This is a genomic window from Paraburkholderia youngii, assembly GCF_013366925.1.
Lineage (GTDB): Bacteria > Pseudomonadota > Gammaproteobacteria > Burkholderiales > Burkholderiaceae > Paraburkholderia > Paraburkholderia youngii.
Genome location: NZ_JAALDK010000002.1, coordinates 1 through 16,942, shown reverse-complemented (window position 1 = coordinate 16,942; position 16,942 = coordinate 1). Strand labels below are relative to the sequence as shown.

The 16,942-nt window shown below is 65.0% G+C and carries 17 protein-coding genes and 1 pseudogene; 11 read left to right on the top strand and 7 right to left on the bottom strand.

Going from position 1 to position 16,942, the window contains the following annotated elements:
* Window positions 1–24: 24 nt before the first annotated feature.
* On the bottom strand, window positions 25–2,055 hold the full coding sequence (locus G5S42_RS31305; protein ID WP_176110705.1) for a glycoside hydrolase family 28 protein: 2,031 nt from the start codon (window positions 2,053–2,055) through the stop codon (window positions 25–27).
* 403 nt (window positions 2,056–2,458) lie between these two features.
* On the opposite strand from G5S42_RS31305, the gene G5S42_RS31300 reads away from it, so the two are divergent.
* Complete coding sequence (locus G5S42_RS31300; RefSeq protein WP_176111919.1) at window positions 2,459–4,180, top strand: ShlB/FhaC/HecB family hemolysin secretion/activation protein; 1,722 nt, start codon at window positions 2,459–2,461, stop codon at window positions 4,178–4,180.
* 49 nt (window positions 4,181–4,229) lie between these two features.
* On the opposite strand, the gene G5S42_RS31295 is transcribed toward G5S42_RS31300, so the two are convergent.
* From G5S42_RS31295 to G5S42_RS31285, 3 genes are all read right to left on the bottom strand, one after another.
* Window positions 4,230–4,799 carry a hypothetical protein gene (locus G5S42_RS31295; RefSeq protein ID WP_176110704.1) on the bottom strand — a complete coding sequence of 190 codons (570 nt, stop codon included), beginning with the start codon at window positions 4,797–4,799 and terminating at the stop codon, window positions 4,230–4,232.
* 151 nt (window positions 4,800–4,950) lie between these two features.
* Entirely contained in the window at window positions 4,951–5,400 is a 450-nt protein-coding gene (locus G5S42_RS31290) for a CBS domain-containing protein (protein ID WP_176110703.1), read from the bottom strand.
* 55 nt (window positions 5,401–5,455) lie between these two features.
* Window positions 5,456–6,133 (bottom strand): phosphoribosyltransferase, encoded by a 678-nt coding sequence (locus G5S42_RS31285; RefSeq protein WP_176110702.1) that lies wholly within the window; start codon window positions 6,131–6,133, stop codon window positions 5,456–5,458.
* 161 nt (window positions 6,134–6,294) lie between these two features.
* Here G5S42_RS31285 and G5S42_RS31280 point away from each other — a divergent pair, with 161 nt between their 5' ends.
* Window positions 6,295–6,624, top strand: coding sequence for a hypothetical protein (locus tag G5S42_RS31280; protein ID WP_176110701.1), 330 nt, complete (start codon window positions 6,295–6,297; stop codon window positions 6,622–6,624).
* A 20-nt stretch (window positions 6,625–6,644) separates the two neighbouring features.
* Here the strand turns inward: G5S42_RS31280 and G5S42_RS31275 are convergent, their stop codons facing one another.
* The gene (locus G5S42_RS31275) at window positions 6,645–7,334 is read right to left on the bottom strand and encodes a CBS domain-containing protein (RefSeq protein ID WP_176110700.1); all 690 of its coding nucleotides are present in this window, start codon (window positions 7,332–7,334) and stop codon (window positions 6,645–6,647) included.
* Between the two features lie 312 nt (window positions 7,335–7,646).
* Complete coding sequence (locus G5S42_RS31270) at window positions 7,647–8,627, bottom strand: acetyltransferase (RefSeq protein ID WP_176110699.1); 981 nt, start codon at window positions 8,625–8,627, stop codon at window positions 7,647–7,649.
* A 159-nt stretch (window positions 8,628–8,786) separates the two neighbouring features.
* Here G5S42_RS31270 and G5S42_RS31265 point away from each other — a divergent pair, with 159 nt between their 5' ends.
* From G5S42_RS31265 to G5S42_RS31250, 4 genes are all read left to right on the top strand, one after another.
* Window positions 8,787–8,930: a hypothetical protein gene (locus G5S42_RS31265; RefSeq protein WP_176110698.1), complete on the top strand. Its 144-nt coding sequence runs from the start codon at window positions 8,787–8,789 to the stop codon at window positions 8,928–8,930.
* Complete coding sequence (locus G5S42_RS31260) at window positions 8,927–10,618, top strand: bifunctional aminoglycoside phosphotransferase/ATP-binding protein (RefSeq protein ID WP_176110697.1); 1,692 nt, start codon at window positions 8,927–8,929, stop codon at window positions 10,616–10,618. The genes G5S42_RS31265 and G5S42_RS31260 overlap by 4 nt, the downstream gene beginning before the upstream one ends.
* Before the next feature lie 211 nt (window positions 10,619–10,829).
* Window positions 10,830–11,477, top strand: a complete 648-nt coding sequence (locus tag G5S42_RS31255; RefSeq protein ID WP_176111918.1) for a response regulator — start codon at window positions 10,830–10,832, stop codon at window positions 11,475–11,477.
* Window positions 11,478–11,559: 82 nt separating this feature from the next.
* Window positions 11,560–12,591, top strand: a complete 1,032-nt coding sequence (locus G5S42_RS31250; RefSeq protein WP_176110696.1) for an Acg family FMN-binding oxidoreductase — start codon at window positions 11,560–11,562, stop codon at window positions 12,589–12,591.
* Between the two features lie 41 nt (window positions 12,592–12,632).
* Here G5S42_RS31250 and G5S42_RS31245 read toward each other — a convergent pair whose 3' ends face one another.
* On the bottom strand, window positions 12,633–13,622 hold the full coding sequence (locus G5S42_RS31245; RefSeq protein ID WP_176110695.1) for a zinc-dependent alcohol dehydrogenase family protein: 990 nt from the start codon (window positions 13,620–13,622) through the stop codon (window positions 12,633–12,635).
* Between the two features lie 170 nt (window positions 13,623–13,792).
* Here G5S42_RS31245 and paaA point away from each other — a divergent pair, with 170 nt between their 5' ends.
* From paaA to G5S42_RS31220, 5 genes and pseudogenes are all read left to right on the top strand, one after another.
* Window positions 13,793–14,791, top strand: a complete 999-nt coding sequence (paaA, locus tag G5S42_RS31240) for a 1,2-phenylacetyl-CoA epoxidase subunit PaaA (protein ID WP_176110694.1) — start codon at window positions 13,793–13,795, stop codon at window positions 14,789–14,791.
* A 47-nt stretch (window positions 14,792–14,838) separates the two neighbouring features.
* Complete coding sequence (paaB, locus tag G5S42_RS31235) at window positions 14,839–15,123, top strand: 1,2-phenylacetyl-CoA epoxidase subunit PaaB (protein WP_008924350.1); 285 nt, start codon at window positions 14,839–14,841, stop codon at window positions 15,121–15,123.
* Window positions 15,124–15,139: 16 nt separating this feature from the next.
* A complete protein-coding gene (paaC, locus tag G5S42_RS31230; protein ID WP_176111917.1) occupies window positions 15,140–15,943 on the top strand; it encodes a 1,2-phenylacetyl-CoA epoxidase subunit PaaC in 804 nt (267 codons plus the stop codon).
* 7 nt (window positions 15,944–15,950) lie between these two features.
* A complete protein-coding gene (gene paaD / locus G5S42_RS31225; protein ID WP_176110693.1) occupies window positions 15,951–16,508 on the top strand; it encodes a 1,2-phenylacetyl-CoA epoxidase subunit PaaD in 558 nt (185 codons plus the stop codon).
* A gap of 1 nt (window position 16,509) precedes the next feature.
* Window positions 16,510–16,942: pseudogene (locus tag G5S42_RS31220) on the top strand (FAD-binding oxidoreductase); the annotation flags it as partial.

Below are 16,942 nucleotides of genomic sequence, written 5' to 3'. Positions count from 1 at the left end.
TCGCCGCTCTTTGGTCCGTCGCCTTTAACGCGGATCCGACAGCGTCTGATTGAGCGTCTGCCCAGCGATGATCACGTTCTGCAACGTGATGTCGTGCACGTTGTAGAGGTAGATCGGTCCCGGCGTGCTGGCGCTAGCAGGCCCCGCAGCGGCGGGTGTGCCGAAATCACAGTTGGAAATCGTCACTCCGGTGATTGCCGGGACGCTCGGCGCAGGCGCCGGACCGTTGTAGTCGAACGCAACTGGACCTTGTGCAACGATGGCCTGGAAACACGAGCCGGTTGTACTGCCCAATGTCACGTTCGAGGCATTGACGTTCGTGATGTTGACGTTGTCAATGAGCGCGGGGCGGGTGCGGATGGCATCGGCAGCAGGCTGGTAATCGCAATCGAACGTGATCAGGCCGCCTTGAGACGCGGACGGATTAGCGGCGGTTGCGGTGGCCACACCGATGGGCACGGTGCTGTTGATCGGACTGCCTGTCAGCATCTTGCTGCCGTAGCCGCCGCCGGTGAGGCTCACCCCGTGCGGGAGCGTGACGCCGTTCACATAGAAGTTCTTGACGTAGCCTCCGCGGTTCATGTTCGTCTTGATACGGATCGCAATGTTCAGCGAATTCGTTGCCCAGAACTGGTTGAGCATGGTCAGGTTGCGTGCGTAGATGTTCTGCACGCCGCCACCCATCTCGCTGCCGAGCGTAATGCCGCCGTGACCGCTATTCATCATGCAGTTCTGGATCACATGGTTCTGCGCCGGCCCGTACTCCGTGTCGAGATCCTTGCCTGACTTGATGGCGATGCAGTCGTCGCCCGTGTTGAACGTGACGCTGTCGCACAGAACCGTGTTGCAGGCGTCGGGATCGAAGCCGTCGTTGTTCGGTCCGATGCTGTCGGCTGTCACGCCACGGATCACGACGTTGGTGCAGTCCGTCGGATGATGCTGCCAGAACGGCGTGTTGTTGGTTCGGTAGTTTTCCATCAGCACGTTCGTGCAACCGAGGAACTCGACCATGCACGGCCGCAAATAGTGGCCGAGACCGAAGATTCGCTGCGCGACTGGCACGCCCGCTTCGGAGAGCGCCGGCAGGTAGTTCTGGTCCTGCTGCCAGGGCGTAGCCGGATTGGTCAACTGCGCGTACAGCGAGGCCGAAATGGTGGGGACGGCCACCATCAGATCGACGTTGTTCGGGTTGGTATAAGCCTGCGACGGCGTGGACGACCCGGCGCAGCCGTATGCGCCACTGGCACCCTTGTAGGTCCACCAGCAAGTGCTGGTGTTTCCGCTTCCGGCGAACGGCGTCATCGCCTGACCGTTCAGCACCGATGTCGGACCTTCGCCAGTCAGCGCGATATTGTTCGCGTTTCGCGCGTACACGGGCGAGCCGAAGTTCAGGCAGTCGTTTGCCTGCCAGCGGCTGTAGTACAGGTTGCCGTTGGCGCCGCAGTTGACGGGGCCGTCTTTCGCGTAGTCGGCGGGATTCGGGCTGAAATAGATCGTGCAGTTCGCGCTCAGATGGAAGTTGACGTTACTCTGCAGCACGATCGGACCCGCGCAATACCACGTGCCGGCCGGCACCACGACCCGGCCGCCACCGGCGGCACTGCACGCCGCGATTGCCGCGAGGAAAGCGGGACGTGAATCGAACGATCCCGGTGCGTTGGTCACGCCAGCACCGGTACTCACCGGCGATGAACTGCCCGTATAAGGGCTGGCCTGCGCGATGACCGCGCACGGTTGCGCACCGTACTGTTCAACCGGGAAATCGACGGCCGGGAAAGCGCTCTGGGTGATTTTCTGCAGCGCATTGATGATGTTCGTCGCCGAGCCGTCGGGGCCCCAGATCGGGTCGGCCGCGGCCGTTGACGGCGTGCTTCCGGCCGCTGGCGTCGAACTGCCGCCTCCCCCCGCGGCAGCGGAAACTCCGCCGCCGCACGCCTGCAGGAGTGCGCTGCCCGCCAACGCGCCTCCCAGCCCAATGAAGCCACGGCGCGAAATGCGCAAGGCGTCGCCCGTTGCGGGCGCATTTTTATCAAGATCGCACGACAGCCTGGACATCGGGTCTCCTCCGGACAAATTGCATCAGTTGTATGACAAGTCTGGAAGAGTAAAGACAAGATTCGCGGCAGTACACATGGTGGATACCCTTACTGAATGTTTCCTACACACCCCCGGACGCGGCAGGAAGTGACCGGAGCCGTTTAGAGGGTTCAAGTTTCTTTTGGAATTTCACGCGAGACGGTTCGACTAGAATGATTTCGACGCGCGGCTGCGCATTCGATGAACTACATCCGTCATCAGGTACCGCAATGAACAACGGCAGGCTCGTATTACATGCGCGATGGCATCGTTTGCAGCGCGACGCGCGCGCCTGGTCGCCGCAGCCTGCTGCCGGTAGGCTCAGCGCTTTGCATGAAAGCGATCGATGAAACCGCGATCCGCCGACTGCACTGCCGTCCTGATGACCGCGTCGTGCATCGCGGGCCTCATGCAGACCTCACCCGTAGCCGCACAGGCATGGCGCGATGTCGCGCCTCAACCCGCCCCGCAGGCGCCGCGAAGCGCGCCGCCGCCCTCCTCCCCGGAAACGCAGGCCGAGTCCGCACGGATCGCAGTCGAGCGGCTTGCCGGGCTCGTCTTCGAACCGGCCACCGCGTCCGCGACGGCATCACCGACGCAGCAACAACGCATCGTCGCGCAAGGACTGCCCGTACTCGACGACGCGTTCCTGCAGAGCTTCGCCACGGACCTGGACAAGCCGCTGACTTTCGGCCGCCTCGCCGAGATTCGCCGCGCCGTGGTCGCGCGGTATCGGGCAGCGGGAAAGCCGCTCGTCGACGTCTACGTGCCGGAACAGGACGTCAGCTCGGGGGTCGTTCGTATCGCCATTGCCGAGTTCAAGCTCGGGCGGGTTCATGCCAGCGGCAACACCTACTTTTCGAGCAGCCTTCTCGAACGTGAAATGCCGCTCGAACCCGGCGCACCGATCCCGCAAGCGACGGTCTCGAAGGGACTCGCCGTGCTCAACGCGAATCCTTATCGACGGGTCGATGCTGTTTTTGCACCCGGTGAAGCAGCGGACACGACCGACGTCGTGCTGCAAACCGAAGACCGTCTGCCGCTTCGGGTCAGCGCGGGTTACGACAATGAAGGCGTGCCGGACCTCGACCGTGACCGGTTCTTTGCAGGCATCGGCTACGGCAACCTGTTTGGGCTCGATCAGCAGATCGCCTATCAATTCACGGCCAGCAACGATTTTTTCAGCGGCAATCCGGATATCGAAGGCCGCCCGAACCGCGCCCGCTTCACCGCGCACGCGCTGAACTACACGGCGCCGCTGCCCTGGCTCGACACGATCGAGTTGTTCGGCGTCTACGCGCAGAGCACGCCACGCCTGCCCGACACGTATGGGCAAACGGGCATTTCCGCGCAGCTTAGCGTCCGTTATGACTTGCGTCTGCCGACCATCACGGACACCACCCAGCTCGTCCAGATCGGATACGACTTCAAGCGGAGCAACAACGATCTGGAATTCGGCGGCTCCCAGGTTTTCAACTCGAATACGCACATCCATCAGTTCGTGTTGGCTTACAGCATCAGCAAACCGACCGACGCGGGCGCGGCGCATGCCGCGGCGACACTCGTCGCCAGTCCGGGTGGATGGGATGGCAGCAATCAGGACGCGGCATTCAACGCCGCGCGGCAGGGCGCGACGTCCCGCTACATCTATATGCAGTTGACTGCATCGCGCGCCACCGCGCTTGGGGCGGGCTTCACACTGATCACGAACGGAACGTTTCAGTGGACGCCGAACACGTTATTGCCGAGTGAGGAGATGGGGCTCGGCGGGGAGTCCAGTGTGCGAGGCTACGACCCATACGTGACGCTCGGCGATCGCGGCTGGAACATCCAGACCGAGGTGCGCACGCCTGCGATCGCTCTCGGCGCGAGCAACGCAGTCGTGCAACCTTTTGTGTTTTTCGATGCCGGCCGCGTATGGACCACCATCGATCAGCCCGCGGAGAATAATCCCGGGCTGCTCGCGGGCGTCGGCGCGGGCGTGCGCTTCCAATGGTCGAGATTCGTGGATTTTCGCTGCACCTACGGCGCGCCATTACGCTCGGCGACGCCAAATGGTTCGAAGGCGCCGATCGTGCTCTTGTACGTGTCGCTCGGAACATGAGCCATCGACACGTCATCTCCCGACCGTCAACGACGCCTGAGCGCTAGTCTCACTGCGCGACCCGTTGCTCGTCGGCGCGGCCGTCATCTAGCCGTCTCGCCCCTTCCACGCTTTCGATCGAATGACCCGCGGCGCCGAAGCCGCGCTCGATGTCCGTCGCGATGCCTCGGCCGGCCGGCGCATCGAATGCCGGCGGGCCGTCGTCCGGAAGCGGCGGCGCCACGTCCGCGACGCGACGCGGCGAGCGCCGCTTCGTCGCCTTCGCATCGAACCACGCGACGTCGCGGCGCAAGCCGACCACATAGGCACGCCAGCCTCGCGGATGGTCACTGAACAGAGACGCGCGCACGGATGCGGCCAGCGCGTCCCTGTCGAGAGGGTCGTCGAGCAACCCTTGCGGCCACCTGCAGAACGCGTGAAGCGCACGGGACCTGAACGCGTCCACGGGCATATCGGGGCGCAGCTGCGCGAGCAGCGGCTCGTCACCGAGAATCGGGTATCGCGCGATCAGCTCGCCAATGGTTGCCGCACTCGGCGCCATTTCGTCGAGCCGAACGATCAATTGCATCACGCGCCCCAGATGAAGCAGCAGCGCGCGCCTTTCGAGAGCGTCTTCCATGATTTGCGGTGCCTTCGATCAAGACAGTCGAATTGCATCCGGTCAATCGCGTCGTCTTGCTGGCCGCTGTCTGACCGGCGTTCCACTTACAAGCCTACGGCGCCTCGCGGCGCGGATGTTGATCCGGGTCAATGCATGCACCGGGTCGGCGTCACGCGCGGTTCTTCTCTTCGATGTGGGGCTGGCGATCCGTCACCAGCGATAGCTCCGACAGAAGCCCAGCCACCGCCTCGAGCAGATCGTCGAGCGTCACGATGCCGGTGAGCGCGCCTGTGGTGTCGACGACCGGCAGGCGCCGCACGCCGTTCAGACGCATTCGCGAGGCGGCAAGCCAGAGATCGTCCCCCTCGGCGACGAGCGCCGGCGGCGACGACATCACGTCGTTCACGAAGATCTTCTCGGGGTTGGCCTGTTTGGCCACGATGGCCAACACGATGTCGCGATCGGTCAGCATCCCGACAGGCACGCTGTGCCCGCCGATCGTCTCAACCACCACGAGGTCGCCGACATGCTGTTCGCGCATCAGCTGCGCGGCCTCGAGAATCGTCGCTTGCCGTCGGCAGACGGTGACGTCCCGCGTACAGATGGTTCCTGTATTCACGATACATGCCCCACGTTCGACACGGCCTGCCGCCGTGTATCCGTTCGCTGCGCCGTCACCCGACCGAGTCAGAGCTCTGCTCGGGCTCCCAACCGCGCGCCGCAGCGAGACACGCGCGGACTTCTTCATCGCTCGTCTGGTCGAAATTCACATAGAACCCGCCGATCCCCATCAGCCAGTCCGGCTGCAACACGCTGACGAACGCGTCCGCGATTCCTTCGAATGACATCGGCGCATCGGATTGCGACACCGGGACCGCCACCACGATCCGGGCAGGATGTCTGTCACGGAGTGCGTCGATCGCCGCATGCATCGACGCCCCCGTCGCGATGCCGTCGTCGACCACGATCACCGTCTTGCCCTGCACTGCCGCCGGGGGGCTGTCCCCACGGTACGCGACTTCCCTGCGCGTGAGTTCCGCCCTTTCGCGGGCGATCACATCGGTCAATTGGGTGTCGCTGATCTGCAGTTCGCGAAGTACCGACCTCTCCAGATGGAGGGCGCCCCCGGAAGCGATGGCGCCCATCGCCAGTTCCTCGTCTTGAGGCGCGCCAAGCTTTCTGACGACCAGAACGTCGAGCTTCGCGCGCAACTCCCGCGCCACTTCGAACGCGACAGGAACGCCGCCGCGCGGCAGGGCCAGCACGACCAGATCGCCGCGACCCTGATAGTCGCGCAGCGCGTGGGCTAGCTGTTTGCCCGCGTCGACGCGGTCGCGAAACCGGTTGCCCATTACCTTTTCTCCCCCGCAACGCCCGAGCGCGTTGCCTCGGTCACTATGCCATCGATCGCTAGCATCAAACGTTCCTCGACGCAGCGCAATCTAAGCGCAGTTCGATTGACTTAGGTCAGTAGTTGGCGTTCGAGACAGCGACATGATCCGCAATAGAGACAATGGATGTCGTCATGAATGGAGAGGTTACCGAACTCCGGGTTCATGCATTCGCCTGCGCCGCGGACGCGACTGCGCGGAACGACGCGGAATCGACGGAGCTGTCCGCGGCGATCCGCTACGAAGCCGCCACTCGGGCCCGGGTCGCCATATCCCATCAACGTCTGCTGCGGCAACGGGCGCTTTTGCATGGCCTTGCCGTTGGCGGAGTCGATCAATCCATTGCGCGACACTGCCTGCAGGGACTGGAAGACTCTTTTCATGTATTGAGCCTGATCTGGGAGATGCGCCTTTACAAGCTCGATGCGCTGCTGGACAGCGAGGCCCAGTGACGTGACCGAAGCGCCCCTGTTCACATCGGCGTGAACGGGACCGGATATTCCAGATGATCCTTTACTTCTTTTACGCCTGGAGCGCGCGCGGCCGCGGCGAGGATCGCCTGGCGCTCTTCCTCGGAGCGTATCGGTCCCCAGCAATGAGCGACGCCATCCGTGACGATCAGGTCGTCGGCGTCCAGCGCCCAACGCTGTCCTTCGAGTTCCTTCATGATCGCGGCGCGAATCTGCTCGTCCGACGGTTGCGAATCGAGCTGTGCGGGTGCGCAACTCGCGAGAGCCCGCACCAGATTAGCCCTGCTGACGATGCCGACGAGCTTGCCGTCGCGCAAGACCGGTAGACGCTTGATGTGCTTGCGCCCGAGCAGTTCGGCGACCGCCGTCAGCGGCGCGGATTCGTCGACGGTGACGGCGGGGGCGCTCATCACGTCACGCACCCGAACCGAACGCTCTTTCAGATACTCGACCGCGAGTTGACGCGTAGGCGCGATGAACTGGGCTAGCCACGAGCGCCGCGGCGTTTCGGTGCCGGTTTCGACGCGCCGGAGCAGATCGCCCTCGCTGACGATGCCAATCACGCTGCCTTTGTCGTCGAGAACGGGCATGCCGCTGATCTTGCTGTCGGCGAGCAACTGTGCCGCGTCGTAGACCGAGCTGTCCGGTGCGATCGACACGACCTGGGTCGTCATGATGTCCGAGGCTTGCATAGTGATCTCCGTATCGAGTGCCCTGCGCTGCCGCACATCGATGCAGGCAGGCACGAGGCGACGCAATGGACAGGCGCTGAAGGACGCGTCGCCGTGCTCCCTTCGGCACCCACTTCGAATCCGCTCGCCCGGCGTGTCGACCAGTCGTTGCAACGCGTCGATTCCGCCGTGCGATGCGCCCATCACAAAGAACCGGCCACTGATGATCGGCCCCCGGTTCCAGTACAGCCCAATGATCGATGCGCAGCGGCCGGCGATCGTTGACTTGCATCAAGCCCGTCCCCGCTGACCAAGCGACGATGCAGCAATCGATTACCGGCCACCCGCCCCCCGAGATTCGCCGCAAAACGCGATGCTGAACGCTGCCGCGAATTCGTCGAGCCGCGCGCGATCGAGCCCGTCTATACCGGCGGCGGCGACCCTGCCGTTTCCGCCGAACTTTCTGCAAAGTACGTCGGCGCCACGCGGGCAATCGAGCGGAGCCCGCACGCTGCCCGTGTATCGGCCATCGGCGCCGGCTGTCAGTACAGCGTGCGCTCGCGCCGGGTCGCGCCGCGCAACGAGATTCGCGAAATCGCCTCGCACGCGCCGCGCCCAAGCCGCGTCGGGGAGAATGTGCAGCGTTCCATTGGCGAGCCGCCGGACTTCCACGAGTCCCAAGGCCATCTCGAGGTCTTCAGTGCGCCGCGCCTGCAGTTCGGGCAGCACGCTGGTCGACGCAATGAACTCGAGCGGGTCCGCATAGGGTTGGATTGCGCGATACATGTCGACGGGATCGACGGCAAGATCGCCGACGCTATCCCCGTACGCGTTGTAGTTGATCGCTTCGCCAAGTTCACGCAGCTTGCGCTCGTCGGACGAGTTCATCGCGCACGCGGTGGCGGCCCGGTGCGCTGCCGGATGCAGGTTGTCGCCATAGGCCGCGACCACCGCCCAGCGCGTGTACCGGCCTTGCAGATGGCGGTCCACGAGCAGCGCCGTGCACGTATCTGGTGACGTATCGATATGCGTCGTCAGCAACGCGTTTGCGGGTATCGGTCCCGAGAAATGATGATCGAAATAGTCGATCTTTACCCCAAGAGCCAGCAACGCGACGAATGGATCGCGGTTCGCATCGAGCGAAATATCCAGCACGGTCACGCTGTCGCCCGGCTGCGCGTTCGCGCGGTGCAGCAGCGTGACCTCGCGCTTGGCCCCGGTGATCAGGATGGTGTCGGCAGGCTCGGCGAGCCGCAACTGATGCAGCGCGCAAATGCCGTCCGCATCGCCATTGAAAATATCGAATCGCTTCATCCGCTGCTCCACCCGCGCGTCGCTGCCACGATCGCACGCGCTTCGACTGGGGTCAAACGGTGCCCCCGCTCCACTTCAAAATGGAAGCGTACGCCGGTATCGTCCGCTTGACCGCCTCGTCGATTCAGATCAAGCCGGTTACCATACCCGATGACTTGAATGAGTAGACGATTTTGGCTCGCGCGCAAGGCGGGCGCCGGCCGTCCCACTACGTGGAGGTCAACCGTGTCGAATCAGACGCTCGTTTTTCTCGATCACGCGCGGCCCGGCGCGCCGCTCGTCACGACATGGAGCCTGGCATGAGTGCGCCGCCGAGCCGCAAGCCTTCCGCGCGCCGAGCCGATGCCACACTTCACGGCAGCCTGCATGTCGCCAACCGATTGCGCGCCGCGCGTCGCAGCCTGCGCGGACTCGACGCGACGCTGCGCAGGCCGGGCACCTACCGTCATCCGGCGGGCGGGATCGTCAGAATCGAAACGCATATATCCGTCGTGTATCTCGCCGGGCGCTTCGCGTACAAGATCATCAAACCCGTCGCACCAGGCTTCGCGGACTTTACCTCCGCCTCGACACGCCAGCGCTGCTGCGAAGCCCAGCTCCGCCTGAACCGGCCACTCGCGCGAGGTATCTACGCCGCCGTGATACCGATTGCGCGCCGTGCCGGCGTGCTGGCGCTCGGCGCCGGCGGCGTCGCCGTCGAGCACGTGGTCAAGATGCGCCGCTTCGACGAGGCGATGCTCTTTTCGAGTCTCGCGGCGAACGGAGCACTGACGCCGCGCGACATCGACGGCGCGGCGAAGCGGCTCGCCGACTATCACCTGAGCGCACCCCGCAACGCGCCCTCGTCGCGCTACGGCAGCGCGACGCTGGTGCGAGCCCAGATCGAAACGATCAACGCACCGCTGCTGGCCAATTGCAGCCATCCCGCGCTGCCCGGCATTGCCGCGTGGTGCGCGCGACAGCTCGACGAACTCGCGCCGCTGATCGAGCGGCGCCGCGCCGAGGGTTTCGTGCGCGGCTGCCACGGCGATCTGCATCTCGACAACGTGGTGCGCTGGCGCGGCGCCATCGCGATGTTCGACTGTATCGACTTCGACGATGCGCTACGCTGGATCGACGTCGCGGCGGATGTCGCGTTTCTCGTGATGGACCTGTGCGCGCGAGCGCAACCTCGTCTCGCCAATCGCCTGTTGAACCGTTGGCTGGAAACGTCGGGCGACTATGCGGCGCTGTCTCTGATGCCCTTGTACATCGCGTATCGGGCGCTGGTGCGGGCGTGGGTCGCGTGCCTGAAAGCGGGGCACGTGGCGGGCCGCAACGTCGCGCTCCCGCAACCGGCCCTGCGCTACCTCGAGGTCGCGCGGGCGCAAACGCAGAAGCCGCGACCCGTTCTGCTGCTGTGTCATGGCTTTTCCGGTTCGGGAAAATCGGTCGCGAGCCGCGCTCTGGCGGACCTGTGCGGCGCGGTGCGCGTGTCGAGCGATGCGGAACGCAAGCGCATGCGGCCAGCGTCCGACGCGCAAATGGCGCTCGGCGCCGAACACTACACGCAAGCTGCGCGTCACGCGATCTACGATCACCTGCTTGGACTCACGCACGGCGTGCTGCAAACCGGCCACAGTGTGATCGTCGACGCGACCTTTCTCGAATCGAGTCAGCGCGGCACGTTTTTGGCACTCGCCGAACGGCTTGGCGTACCGGCCCGCATTCTCGACTTTCGTGCCGACCCAGCGGTGCTCGCGCAACGCATCGAAGCGCGCCGGCGTGGTCCGCGCGATCTCTCCGACGCGGACACCGCCACGCTCGCGCGTCAACTCGCGAACGCCGACGTACTGACGCCGGCAGAACAGGCGCTGACCTTGTCGTTCGACACCGCGGTACCGATGGCAGCGTTCGACTCGCCCGCGTTCTGGCGACCGGTGATCGACTTGATGCAGCCGGGTATCGAAACCGTCGCGGCTGCGTCGCGTGTTACGGATACCGCTCGTTAGCCGGGCAAGCGGTCAGTGGATCGCGGATCGTGAACGAGCCGCCGATCGCGAAACCCCTGGAGCCAACGGTCACGAAAAGCCGACTAAAATCGATTTGCGCGAACACGCGTCGATGCCCGGCGATTCCATGCGCATCGACACAGCGCAAAGCGCGACTTCGCGATTGCTTCAGGTTTTCCTGCCAATGGATGCAACCGGAAGAGATCACCCGATGATCAAGGTGTTGCTGGCCGACGACCACACGCTCGTGCGCGACGGACTGCGCCATATCCTGCAGCAAGCGAACGGCTTCGAGGTAGCCGGCGAAGCGTGCGACAGCGCGACGACGATCGCGCTGATCCGCGCGACCCAGGCACACGTGCTCGTGCTCGACCTGTCGATGCCGGGGCGCAACGGCATTGAACTGATCAAGCAGATCAAGGAGGAAAAACCCGATCTGCGAATTCTGGTGCTGACGATGCACGCCGAGCAGCAATACGCGGTGCGTGCGTTCAAGGCGGGCGCATCGGGCTATCTGACCAAGGAAAGCGCGAGCGCGGAACTGGTCGGCGCGGTGACGAAAGTCGCGTCGGGGGGCGTCTATGTGAGCCTCGCGATGGCCGAACGCTTCGCGCAGAATCTGAACGAGCCGGCCGACACGCTGCCGCACCAGCGCTTGTCCGACCGCGAATTCGACGTGTTCCGGCGCCTCGTCGAAGGCCAGAGCATCACCGGGATCGCCAACGAACTTTGCGTCAGCGTGAAAACGATCAGCACGCACAAGACCCGCATCCTCGAAAAAATGCAGATGCCGAACGAGAACGGGCTGGTTCGCTATGCGATCCGCCATAAGCTGTTCGACGACGAGAACGATTTGTAGTGCTTCCCCGCCGCGGTGCCCGGTGACACGATAACGACACGAACCGCGTGCTTGCGGCCCTGATCCGACAGGAGACTTCGAGATGAGCGATGCCGCGCAACATGATGCCTGGGAAATCGGTGAACCGCACTTCCCCGCCTCCACGCCTGTGGAACAGCAATTGCGCTTTGCGCTGCACTACGCGGTACTCGCGCCGTCGAATCACAACACGCAACCGTGGCGGTTCATCGTCGACGGCGAGACCGTACAGATCTGCGCCGACCGCATGCGCGCGCTTCCCGTGGTCGATCCTTTCGATCGCGAACTTCTGATGAGCTGCGGCGCGGCTTTGTTCAATCTTCGCGTGGCGCTGTGCCGACTCGGCCTCGCTTATGCGATCACACTGTTTCCAGCGGAAGCGGACCCCGACATCGTGGCGCTCGTACGCGTGTCGCGCGACGGGCCTCGCGACCCGCACCTGCATGATCTTTTCGACGCGCTGACGGAGCGCGTGACGACGCGTGCGCCGTTCGTCGATAACCCTGTGCCCGCCGCACTGCAACGCAAGTTCAGCGACGGCTGCGACGACGAGGGCGCGCTTGCCTGCTGCGTGGAGCAGAAAGCCGCGCGCGAGGCGCTCGCGCGCCTGATCGCCGATGCGGATCGAGCGCAGTTCGCTGACCCGCGTTTCAGGCGCGAACTCGCCAGCTGGATTCACCCGCGGCGACGCGACGATGGCATGCCCGCTTACGGTACCGCTGTCGGCGCGCTGCTCGATTTCGCGGCGCCGCTCGTCAGCCTGGCCGTCCGGGTGTTCGATGCTGGCGCGGGCCAGCCGGCCACGCACCAGCACCTCGTGGATGGCTCGCCGCTGATGGTCGGCATCGCGACGATGCGCGACGACCGCGAGGCATGGCTCGCGGCGGGACAGGCGCTCGAACGCATGTTGCTGGTCGCGGCATCGGCGGGATTGACCGCTTCGTACCTGAACCAGCCGATCGAAGTGGACGCGCTGCGCGAGCGGCTCCGGACGCTGCTGCGCACGGACGCGTTTCCGCAGCTTCTGCTTCGCGTTGGGCGCGGCCCGCGCGTCCGTCATGCGCCGAGGCGGCCGCTCGCCGATGTGGTCTCCTGACACGCACGGGAAGTCTGCTCAGGGCAATGCCAGGCCTTGGGCTACACCGTTACCACGATCTTGCCGAACTGCCCGTTGGTTTCGAGGTAGCGGTGCGCGTCGACGATCTCGTCGAACGCAAAGGTGCGATCGATGACCGGCTTCAGCGAGCCGCTTCCGAGGCCCTTGAGCACGAACTCCACCGCGGCCTTCCGGCGCGTCGGATCGCCACTCGTTAGCCAGATGTTGTGCGCCTTCACGGAATTCATCCTGGCGATCATCTGCAGCACAGGCAGCGTCGTAGCACGCTCGTCGAGCGCGCCGTACAGATACGCGATCCCCTGGAACGACAGCGCCTCGATCAGTTTCGCGAAGTTCGGGCCGCCGACCGGATCGAATGCGACGCGAGCCCCCTTTCCATCCGTGATCCGCATGATCTCTTCGACAAGGTCCGACTCGTCCGTCACTATCACGTGGGCGGCACCCGCGTCGAGCAACTGCTGTCTCTTGCCGGCATGGCGCGTGACCGCGATCGACGTCGCCCCCGAGTAATTCGCCAGCTGGATCGCCGCCAGTCCAACGCTGCTCGAAGCGGCCGGCACGACGACATGGTCGCCGGCGCCTACCCTCGCATCTTCGATCAGCGCGCCATAAGCGGTGACGAACATCATCCACACCGAAGCGGCCTCGGCGAAGGAAAGCGACTTCGGATGCCTGACAACCGCATGGTCCGGCACGATGATGACTTCGCCGTAGGTGAAGTACTGATTCATCGAGAACGACGGGATCACACTGACCTCGTCTCCGGGCGCGAAATTGACGACGCCCTCGCCCACCGCATCGACGATGCCGGCCGCCTCGTACCCGAGCCCAGCCGGAAAGCGCACCGGTTCGATGTACCGGTCGGTGCGCCACATCGCTTCCGCGCGATTGAGACCGATCGCCTTCACATTGATCCGAACTTCACCGCGGCCTGGGCCGCGGACCGATTCTTCGACGAATCGAAGCACTTCGGGCGCACCGGCCTCGGTAAATCTGACAGTCCGTGACATCACTACCTCCTGGATGGATTGACGGTAGAGCAATCTCGCCCGCGTGCCCAAGGATGGCCCGAGGGTATCCCCGATCCTATTCCACTTATCGATCGAAAGTAAAATTCAATTGACCGACCGGTCGGTTAATTTATACTGCGTCACATTGCCACTTCTTCTGGATGGTGCAGATGTACACCCAATCCCTCGATATCCCCGGCCACGTCGCCCCGCTGGACGCGGACGCGAATTCGCCCGAACAGGCGCGCTTCGACGCGGTCATGGCCGCCGACGGCAAGATCGAGCCGCAGGACTGGATGCCCGACGCGTACCGCAAGACGCTGGTGCGGCAGATCTCGCAGCACGCGCACTCGGAGATCGTCGGCATGCTGCCCGAGGGCAACTGGATCACGCGCGCGCCGAGCCTGAAGCGCAAGGCGATCCTGATCGCCAAGGTGCAGGACGAAGCCGGCCACGGGCTCTATCTGTATAGCGCCGCCGAAACGCTCGGCGTGTCGCGCGAGCAGCTGATCGACGCGCTGCACGCGGGCAAGGCCAAGTATTCGAGCATCTTCAACTACCCGACGCCCACCTGGGCCGACGTCGGCGTGATCGGCTGGCTGGTCGACGGCGCGGCGATCATGAACCAGATCCCGCTGTGCCGCTGCACCTACGGGCCGTACGCCCGCGCGATGATCCGCATCTGCAAGGAAGAGTCGTTCCACCAGCGCCAGGGGTTCGATGCGCTGCTCGCGATGATGGCCGGCACCGCCGCGCAGCGCGAGCTCATGCAGCAGGCGGTGAACCGCTGGTGGTGGCCGGTGCTGATGATGTTCGGCCCGAGCGACAGGGACTCGGTGCACAGCAACCAGTCGGCGCAATGGGGCATCAAGCGCATCACCAACGACGACCTGCGCCAGAAATTCGTCGACGCGACCGTCGAGCAGGCGAAGGTGCTCGGCGTCACGCTGCCCGATGCGCAGCTCAAATGGAACGCGGCGCGCGGCCACTACGACTACGGCGACATCGACTGGGAAGAGTTCTGGCGCGTCGTCAATGGCGACGGCCCGTGCAACCGCGAGCGCCTCGCCACGCGCGTGAAGGCCCATGAAGACGGCGCCTGGGTGCGCGAAGCCGCGCTCGCCCATGCCGACAAGCAGCGCCAGCGCGCGCAACAGCACGCCGCCTGAGTGGCACGGCGAAAGATCAGCGAGAGTCAGGAATCAGGAGATCAGCAATGAACAGGGAATGGCCGATTTGGGAAGTGTTCGTGCGCAGCAAGCAGGGACTCGACCACAAGCACTGCGGCAGTCTGCACGCGGCCGACGCGCCGATGGCGCTGCGCATGGCGCGCGACGTCTACACGCGCCGCCAGGAAGGCGTGAGCATCTGGGTGGTGCCGTCCGCGGCGATCACCGCCTCGGCGCCCGACGAGAAGGCCGAGCTGTTCGAACCGGCGGGCGACAAGATCTATCGTCACCCGACGTTCTACACGCTGCCCGACGAAGTCAACCACATGTAAGCGCGCCATGACCACTATGTCCATCACGCCCGAACATCTGCAGTACGTGCTGCGCCTCGCCGATACCGCGCTGATCCTCGGTCAGCGCAACAGCGAGTGGTGCGGCCACGGCCCGATCCTCGAAGAGGACATCGCGCTGTCGAACATGAGCCTCGACCTGATCGGCCAGGCGCGCCTGCTGTACACGCACGCGGCCACGCTCGAGCAGCAGCTCACCGGCCGTCAGCGCAGCGAGGACGACTACGCGTACTTCCGCGCCGAGCGCGAATTCGCGAACTACACGCTCGCCGAGCTGCCGCACTACGGGCCGCTCGCCGGCACCGCGCAGGCGCAGAAGGACTACGCGGTGACGATCGTGCGCAACTTCCTGTACGCGACGCTGATGATGCGTCTGTGGGGCGCGCTGACGGGCTCCGCCGACGAACAGCTCGCCGCGATCGCCGCGAAGTCGGTCAAGGAAACGCAGTACCACGTGCATCACGCGGGCGAGTGGCTGATCCGTTTCGGCGACGGCACCGACGAATCGCACCGTCGCGCGCAGGCCGCGCTCGACTATCTGATGCCGTACACGTACGAGTTCTTCAGCGCGGACGCGGTGGAAGACGCGATCGCCGCGGCGGGCGTCGGCCCGCGCACCTCGACGCTGGAAGCCGCATGGCTCGACGACGTGCGCGCCACGCTCGACGCGGCCACGCTGACGCTGCCCGCGGCGCTGCGGCACGTGAGCACCGGCAAGCACGGCGAGCATTCGGAGCACATGGGTTTCGTGCTCGCCGAAATGCAGAGCCTCGCGCGCCAGCATCCGGGCGCGAGCTGGTGAGCCCGGGATGACGACCTCGACCGCCACCACCGCCACGACCGATCCCGCGCTCACCCGCGCGTGGAGCGTGCTCGAAGCGGTACCCGACCCGGAGATCCCGGTGGTCTCGATCCGCGAGCTCGGCATCCTGCGCGACGTGCGACGCGCCGCGGACGGCGCGCTCGAGGTCGTGATCACGCCGACCTACTCGGGCTGCCCGGCGATGTCGCAGATTGCCGAAGACATCGGCCGTGCGCTCGAGGCCGCGCAGCTCACGCCCTACCGCGTCGCCACCGTGCTCGCGCCGGCGTGGACCACCGACTGGATCACCGCCGAGGCGCGCGAAAAACTGCGCGTCTACGGCATCGCGCCGCCCACGGGCAACTGCGGTTCGGCCGCCCACGCGAGCGCCGCGCCGCAGGAGAAAGTCCTGCGCTTCGTGCCGCGCGCGCTGCCGGCACCGGCCTGCCCGCGCTGCGGCTCCGCACACACCGAGCGGCTCGCGCAGTTCGGCTCGACCGCCTGCAAGGCCCTGTATCGCTGCCTCGACTGCCGCGAACCCTTCGACTACTTCAAACCGTACTGATATGGCCACCCCGCAATTCCATCCGCTGCGTATCCGCGAAGTACGTCCCGAAACCGCCGATGCGGTGTCGGTCGCCTTCGAAGTCCCGCCCGAACTGCGCGACCAGTACCGCTTCACGCAGGGCCAGTTCGTCACGCTGAAGACGCATATCGACGGTGAGGAAACGCGCCGCTCGTATTCGATCTGCGTGGGCGTCACCGACTACGACCGCGACGGCGAGTTGCGCATCGGCATCAAGCGCGTGCGCGGCGGGCGTTTTCTCGAACTTCGCGTTCGACACGCTGCAGCCCGGCCACACGATCGACGTGATGACGCCGGACGGCCGCTTCTTCACGCACCTGAACGCCGAACAGGGCCAGCAGTACCTCGCGTTCTCCGGCGGCTCGGGCATCACGCCGGTGCTCGCGATCATCAAGACGACGCCCGAAATCGAG

What these genes read in the sequence shown, in the direction of transcription:
- G5S42_RS31270 (WP_176110699.1), bottom strand. Translation starts at nt 8,627, where the DNA reads ATGAAGCGATTCGATATTTTCAATGGCGATGCGGACGGCATTTGCGCG.
- G5S42_RS31285 (WP_176110702.1), bottom strand. Translation starts at nt 6,133, where the DNA reads ATGGGCAACCGGTTTCGCGACCGCGTCGACGCGGGCAAACAGCTAGCC.
- G5S42_RS31300 (WP_176111919.1), top strand. Translation starts at nt 2,459, where the DNA reads ATGACCGCGTCGTGCATCGCGGGCCTCATGCAGACCTCACCCGTAGCC.
- G5S42_RS31275 (WP_176110700.1), bottom strand. Translation starts at nt 7,334, where the DNA reads ATGCAAGCCTCGGACATCATGACGACCCAGGTCGTGTCGATCGCACCG.
- paaA (WP_176110694.1), top strand. Translation starts at nt 13,793, where the DNA reads ATGTACACCCAATCCCTCGATATCCCCGGCCACGTCGCCCCGCTGGAC.
- paaC (WP_176111917.1), top strand. Translation starts at nt 15,140, where the DNA reads ATGTCCATCACGCCCGAACATCTGCAGTACGTGCTGCGCCTCGCCGAT.
- G5S42_RS31250 (WP_176110696.1), top strand. Translation starts at nt 11,560, where the DNA reads ATGAGCGATGCCGCGCAACATGATGCCTGGGAAATCGGTGAACCGCAC.
- G5S42_RS31245 (WP_176110695.1), bottom strand. Translation starts at nt 13,622, where the DNA reads ATGTCACGGACTGTCAGATTTACCGAGGCCGGTGCGCCCGAAGTGCTT.
- G5S42_RS31265 (WP_176110698.1), top strand. Translation starts at nt 8,787, where the DNA reads ATGAGTAGACGATTTTGGCTCGCGCGCAAGGCGGGCGCCGGCCGTCCC.
- G5S42_RS31305 (WP_176110705.1), bottom strand. Translation starts at nt 2,055, where the DNA reads ATGTCCAGGCTGTCGTGCGATCTTGATAAAAATGCGCCCGCAACGGGC.
- paaD (WP_176110693.1), top strand. Translation starts at nt 15,951, where the DNA reads ATGACGACCTCGACCGCCACCACCGCCACGACCGATCCCGCGCTCACC.
- G5S42_RS31295 (WP_176110704.1), bottom strand. Translation starts at nt 4,799, where the DNA reads ATGGAAGACGCTCTCGAAAGGCGCGCGCTGCTGCTTCATCTGGGGCGC.
- G5S42_RS31260 (WP_176110697.1), top strand. Translation starts at nt 8,927, where the DNA reads ATGAGTGCGCCGCCGAGCCGCAAGCCTTCCGCGCGCCGAGCCGATGCC.
- G5S42_RS31255 (WP_176111918.1), top strand. Translation starts at nt 10,830, where the DNA reads ATGATCAAGGTGTTGCTGGCCGACGACCACACGCTCGTGCGCGACGGA.
- paaB (WP_008924350.1), top strand. Translation starts at nt 14,839, where the DNA reads ATGAACAGGGAATGGCCGATTTGGGAAGTGTTCGTGCGCAGCAAGCAG.
- G5S42_RS31280 (WP_176110701.1), top strand. Translation starts at nt 6,295, where the DNA reads ATGGATGTCGTCATGAATGGAGAGGTTACCGAACTCCGGGTTCATGCA.